5 protein-coding genes are annotated in these 6,051 nt (G+C 57.7%); 4 read left to right on the top strand and 1 reads right to left on the bottom strand.

Features of this window, described 5'->3' with window-relative positions:
* Positions 1 to 159: 159 nt before the first annotated feature.
* Genes VFU50_07275 through VFU50_07260 form a run of 4 tightly spaced genes read left to right on the top strand, consistent with a single transcriptional unit; the run spans position 160 to position 4,566 of the window.
* Positions 160 to 1,266 carry a glycosyltransferase family 4 protein gene (locus VFU50_07275; GenBank protein HEU5232645.1) on the top strand — a complete coding sequence of 369 codons (1,107 nt, stop codon included), beginning with the start codon at positions 160 to 162 and terminating at the stop codon, positions 1,264 to 1,266.
* A complete protein-coding gene (locus VFU50_07270) occupies positions 1,263 to 2,381 on the top strand; it encodes a glycosyltransferase (protein ID HEU5232644.1) in 1,119 nt (372 codons plus the stop codon). The genes VFU50_07275 and VFU50_07270 overlap by 4 nt, the downstream gene beginning before the upstream one ends.
* The gene (locus tag VFU50_07265; protein ID HEU5232643.1) at positions 2,378 to 3,463 is read left to right on the top strand and encodes a glycosyltransferase; all 1,086 of its coding nucleotides are present in this window, start codon (positions 2,378 to 2,380) and stop codon (positions 3,461 to 3,463) included. Before VFU50_07270 ends, VFU50_07265 begins: the two co-directional genes overlap by 4 nt.
* Before the next feature lie 2 nt (positions 3,464 to 3,465).
* On the top strand, positions 3,466 to 4,566 hold the full coding sequence (locus tag VFU50_07260) for a glycosyltransferase (protein ID HEU5232642.1): 1,101 nt from the start codon (positions 3,466 to 3,468) through the stop codon (positions 4,564 to 4,566).
* 236 nt (positions 4,567 to 4,802) lie between these two features.
* On the opposite strand, the gene VFU50_07255 is transcribed toward VFU50_07260, so the two are convergent.
* Positions 4,803 to 6,051: ABC transporter permease (locus tag VFU50_07255; GenBank protein ID HEU5232641.1), on the bottom strand; the 1,249-nt coding region annotated here is incomplete at its 5' end.

Raw genomic sequence — 6,051 nt, 5'->3', positions numbered from 1 at the left:
GTTTCCCTTTCCGGGAAGCCCGCTGTACGTGCAGACCTTCGGCGAGGCGCCAGACGATACTGCTTGGGAACGCGCGCACCACTTCTATACTTCTCTGTTCAAGGACAAAGGCTACAGCGACATTCAGGAGCAACAGCCTGCGAAAATCGAGGACCTGGAATGCACGTATTGATGACTGCCGACACCATCGGCGGCGTGTGGACCTACACCCGCGAACTGGTGACGCAGTTGTCGCGCAACGGAATACGAGTAACGCTGGTCAGCTTCGGCGAGATTCCCACCTCAGCTCAGAGTGAATGGCTCGAAGATTTGAGCGATGTCTCGCTCCATCCGACTGCCTTTCGCCTGGAATGGATGCAGGACGCTCAGGGTGACCTCGAACAATCTGCCGCCTTACTGAAAGACATTATCGGCGAGATCAAGCCTGACGTCCTGCATTTTAATCAGTTCCATTACGGCAACATCGACTGCGATTTGCCGCGGATCGTCGTCGCTCACAGCGATGTGGTCAGTTGGTGGGTGGCCGTACATGGGACAGAGCCTCCAGACAACGAATGGATTCGCACCTATCGCGAGAACGTGGTACGCGGTCTGGCTGGCGCTGACATTGTGGTCGCGCCCTCACAGTGGATGCTCCAAGAAGCGCGGCGCCATTATGGCGAGCCCCAGGAAACTGCAGTGGTCTACAACGGACGTGATCATCGGTTATTTATGCCTTACGAGGCCAAAGAGCCTTTCGCGATCTCCGTTGGCCGCCTCTGGGACGCGGGAAAGCAGGCTACCTTACTGCTGCAAAGTGATCTTCCGTTAGAAACGATTCTCATTGGTTCGGAGCAAAGCCCGGCAGGAGCCGTGGCGTCGGCCCAGTCAGCAGGACAAGTTCCTCGCCTCAAGATGAAGGGGCCGCAGACCGAGGGGCAATTGCGGCAGCTCTTTTCACGGGCTGCGATGTATATCGCTACTTCCCGGTACGAACCGTTCGGTCTGGCTCCGGTGGAGGCTGCCCTATCGCGATGCGCCATTGTCGCCAATGACATCCCTAGTCTGCGCGAGGTGTGGGACGATGATGCCCTTTATTTTGAACGGAATAATCCACAGAGCCTGCTGCTCGCAATCCAGCAACTTGCATCTAACTCCTCGCAGCTGGGCGAATACGCCGATCGTGCGTTCGAACGCGCCCGCAACCAATACACTTCAGAAAGAATGGCGGAGGAGTATCTGAAACTCTATCGATCACTGGTTGCCGTGGAGGTTGCGACGGCGTGAGCGGCAAACTGAGAATCCGGATTTTTGCTCATTCCCTGGTTTCGGACTGGAACCACGGGAATGCTCATTTTCTGCGCGGACTCTCTCGCGCTCTTATTCGGCTCGGCCATGATGTGCGCTCATATGAAGAACTAGGCGCGTGGTCGCTTAGCAACCTGATGAAGCACGAGGGCGAGACCGCGATCGAAGCCGTGGATGATTTCCGCCGCATGTATCCCGAGCTCGACATTCACTTTTATCAGAACGACGAAACCTTCGACCCGTTCCTTGAAGAACAGCTACAGGATGTGGATCTGGTTCTGCTCCACGAATGGAACGAGCCCTGGGTCGTAAACAAGGTTCTTGCTCTCAAAGAGAAGTTCGGATTTCGCGCACTCTTCCACGATACCCACCATCGCGCGTACACGCGCGCAGGCGAAATTCTGCGCTTTCACCTCCACAAAGTGGATGGAGTCCTCGCCTTCGGCGAAGCGATCCGGCGTATATACGCTGATGGATTCGGCGTTCCGCGAGTGTGGACTTTCCATGAAGCCGCCGACGAGCAGGTCTTCCGTCCACTGGCAACGCGGCAAAGCGCAGACGTTCTCTGGATCGGCAACTGGGGCGATGAAGAGCGCACACATGAGCTGATGGAATTTCTTGTCCAACCGGCAGCAGCTCTGAACGGCCGCAAGGTGATCGTCTATGGCGTTCGCTATCCCGACGCGGCACTCGAAAGCCTCCAGGCAGCGGGAATCGAGTACCGCGGCTATCTGCCAAACCTCAAAGCTCCGCAAGCCTATAACGAGAGCGCAGTTTCGCTGCATGTACCGCGTCGGCAATACGCGAATGGTTTGAGCGGCATTCCCACAATCCGCGTCTTCGAAGCTCTCTCCTGCGGGGCGCCTCTGCTCTGTGCCCCATGGAGTGATGCCGAGCATCTTTTCCGTCCCGGACAGGATTATTTATGTGTTCCAGATGGGGATGCGATGCGCAGCGAGATCGAACATCTGCTCAAGGACAATAAGGCTCGCCGGCAACTCGGCGAGAGTGGGCGTGACACGATCCTGAAGCACCACACCTGCATGCATCGCGCAGAGCAGTTGGTCGGCATCTTCGAGGAAATGAGCCGATGAAGATATTCGTCTTTGGTTCCAGTATCACTTCTTCATACTGGAACGGAGCGGCGACATACTATCGCGGCATCTATCGCAACTTGTCTCGCCTCGGTCATAGCATCACCTTCGCCGAACCGGACGCATATCGCCGCCAACAGAATCGCGATGCCGGCGACTATAGCTACGTCGAGAGCATCGTGTATTCCACTCCCGGCGATCTGCCTGAGATGTTCTCGCGCACAGCCGGAGCCGATCTGATCATCAAGCACAGTGGCGTCGGCGCAGATGATGCGGAACTCGAATTTGCCGTAGCACGCGGCATCGAAAGCGATGCGCTCCGTGCGTTCTGGGATGTGGATGCCCCGGCGACCCTGGCGCGAGTGGAAAACAATCCGGCAGACCCATTTCGGGAACTGATTCCGGAGTACGACTTCATCTTCACCTACGGTGGTGGACCGCCAGTGGTCGAGCACTATCTCAAGCTCGGCGCCCGCAACTGCCATCCGATTTACAACGCGCTCGATCCTGACACGCATCATCCGGTCGCAAGGGACGCTGCCTACGAATGCGATCTCGTGCTCGTCGCCAATCGCCTTCCCGATCGCGAGCGTCGCGTCGAGCAGTTTTTTCTTCGCGCGGCGGAACTTGCTCCCAATCTGCGTTTCATTTTGGGAGGCGAAGGCTGGGGCGGTAAACCGCTGCCCAGCAATGTCCGCTGGATCGGTCACGTAGGAACCGGCGACCACAACCGAGTAAACTGCTCGGCGCGCATGGTCCTCAACCTGAATCGTGAGTCCATGGCGAACGTAGGCTTCTCTCCTCCAACACGTGTATTCGAAGCGGCGGGTGCCGGAGCTTGTTTGATTACAGATGCGTGGACGGGTATCGATACCTTTTTCGAGCCCGGCAAAGAAATTCTGGTCGCGAACTCTGCAGAAGATATTGTCTCGCTGCTACGCAACACGGTTGCGTCGCAGGCGCACGAAATTGGCGAAGCGATGCGCCAGCGCGCATTGCGCGATCACACCTATGCCCAACGTGCCGAACAAGTCTCTGAACTGCTGAAGCATGCAAGCACTCGCCAGAGCGCAGTGGCGTAGTCATGAAAATCGTCGTATTCGGATTGTCGATTACATCGGCGTGGGGCAACGGGCACGCGACCACGTTTCGAGCACTCTTTGAGGCGCTACACCGACGCGGACACAAGATTGTTTTCTATGAAAAGAACCTGGAGTGGTATGCCTCGAACCGCGATCTGCCCGAGCCCCCTTACTGCAAGCTGCGCCTATACGAGGACTGGTCGGATGTCGCGCCTGAAGCCAGACGAGAACTTGCCGAGGCCGATGTCGGGCTCGTCGGATCGTACTTTCCCGACGGCATTCACGCCATCGATGAGCTGCTCGATAGCAGCGTTTCCGTAAAAGCTTTTTACGACATCGATACGCCGATCACGATCGCCGGACTCCGCCAGCAGGGCAAAACCGAGTATCTCAATGCCAAGCAAGTCAGCGGCTTCGATGTCTATTTCAGCTTCACCGGCGGGCCGATGCTACGGGAAATCGAATCCCGTTTTGGGGCGCGAGCGGCAGTTCCACTGTACTGCTCGTTCGATCCCCGCGAATATCGGCGCTTTCAGGTGAACAAACGCTTTGCCTGCGACCTGAGCTACATGGGAACGTATGCTCCCGATCGCCAGGCGAAACTCGAAGAGCTGCTTGTCAGGCCGGCGGAGCAACTTCCCGAAATGAAATTCATCGTCGCCGGCCCCCAGTATCTGAAGGAGATTCGCTGGCCGAAAAATGTGCGCCGAATCGTGCATCTGAATCCGCGCTGGCACGCGCGCTTCTATTCCTCGGCCCGATTGACTTTGAACGTAACGCGCCGCGAGATGGTGATCGCCGGCTACTCGCCTTCTGTCCGATTATTCGAGGCAGCGGCATGCGCGGCGACAATCGTCTCTGACAACTGGCCAGGACTGGATTCATTCTTTACTCCCGGAAGAGAGATTCTGCTGCCGACCGATGCAGCCGACGTAGTGCGCTGTCTCGCGCTCAGCGACTCCGAGCTACGCCGCATCGGCGAAGCCGCGCAGCAGAGAGTCGTGGCAGAACATACGAGCGAAGTGCGCGCCGCGCAGTTTGAAGCCTCGATCGAGAAGGCAAGAACCGGATCAGGGGTCTCGGTTCAAGCCATGGTGGGCTGATTTCGGCAGCCGGCAAACTCCTCCAGGTTGCTGATTCGTGGAAGCACTGGCTCGGGCAAGTAGTCGAACACCTCGCCCTCTGAAATAAAACGCGAGCCAAATGCCATGCCGTGTGGGTCTAAAAGCTCAGCGGATAGTCAGCCGCGTTACAGCACAAATGTGGCGAAAGCCGATGGAACGTGCATTCCGGGATTGGACCATACAGCTCCGAAAATGTGCCCTACCTCACGCCGTTCTTACTCGGCGCGCAGCATCATTAGCGGATCGATGCGCACGGCACGCAATACCGCCGGGATCGTTGCTAAGACTGACGCCGCAGCAATCGCGGCGAACGGTAGCATGAGCATGGTGGCGTCCGTAGCTCGCACTTGAAAAAGAAGAGCGTGCAAACGATTCGCGCACAACAGACCAAAGATAAGTCCCATCGTGGCGCCAGCCAGTACCGCGCCGACCATTCGCGAAGTCACGATCCGGACGACATTCGAAGCCTGCGCACCCACTGCCATTCGAATTCCAATCTCGCGGCGACGTTGCACAACGGAATGGTTCAGCACACCGTAAAGTCCTACACCCGCGAGCAACAGGGCCACGACAGCGAAGAAAAGCGACAGCATGGCCAGCAGGCGCTCGCGCACCGTTTGCGCCTGGTTGATGTCCACCTGCGTCAGCAGATCAGCAACATGAAATTCCGAACGTCCCGCGGGAACTTCACGCCGCAGCACGGCCGCCATCGACATAGGATCGGAAACTGAAGTCCGCACCATGATCTCAAGGTCATTCTCAGCCTGCGGCTGCCCTGAAGCATTCACCTCGCGAAACGGAACATAGGCCTGCGGTGGCATCGGTTCGCGTATATCGTGAAATGGCACATCGCCACACAAACCTACGACCTCGAAACCAACCCGCCGGTTCTGGTCCATGACTTCAAAGCGTCTTCCCACCGGGTCTTGTCCGTTGAAATACGCTCGCGCGAATGCTTGGTTCACGATGGCAGCTCCGGGGTAAACATCTTCCGGCCGGAAGTCACGGCCGTTGAGCAGCGGAATGCGCATCACGTGCAGCCATCCTGGCGAAATGTTTAGCTCATGAGTAAGCACAAGACTGGGAGTGGCGCCATTCACGGAGACGGGGGTGATCGTGTCCCATCCCGAAAGCAGGGTATCGCTCGCAATGGCGGCCGATTCAACACCCGGGACGTTCCGCAGGTGTTGAAGCTCCTGGTCCCAGATGGCCGGCAGCTGAGGTTGTGTAGCAATCGTCTCCATCGCCAGCACCCGTTCCGGAGAGAATCCAACCGGCCGGTTGGTGAGCCGCTGGAAAGTGACGACGAAAAGGCCGGCTAGCTGCAGCACGATGAAGCAGAATGCCACCTGGCCCGCAACCAGCAGATGCATCGTGCGGTGACGCGCTTTCGGATCATCTCCGCCCTTCAACACGCGAGCAGGCCTGATCTGCGAGCTGCGCAAGGCCGGCATGGACCCGAAT

Source organism: Terriglobales bacterium (assembly GCA_035764005.1).
In the GTDB taxonomy this organism is placed as follows: Bacteria; Acidobacteriota; Terriglobia; order Terriglobales; family Acidobacteriaceae; genus Gp1-AA112.
The sequence above is the reverse complement of the archived record's forward strand: the minus strand, read 5'-3'. Positions and strand labels throughout refer to the sequence as shown.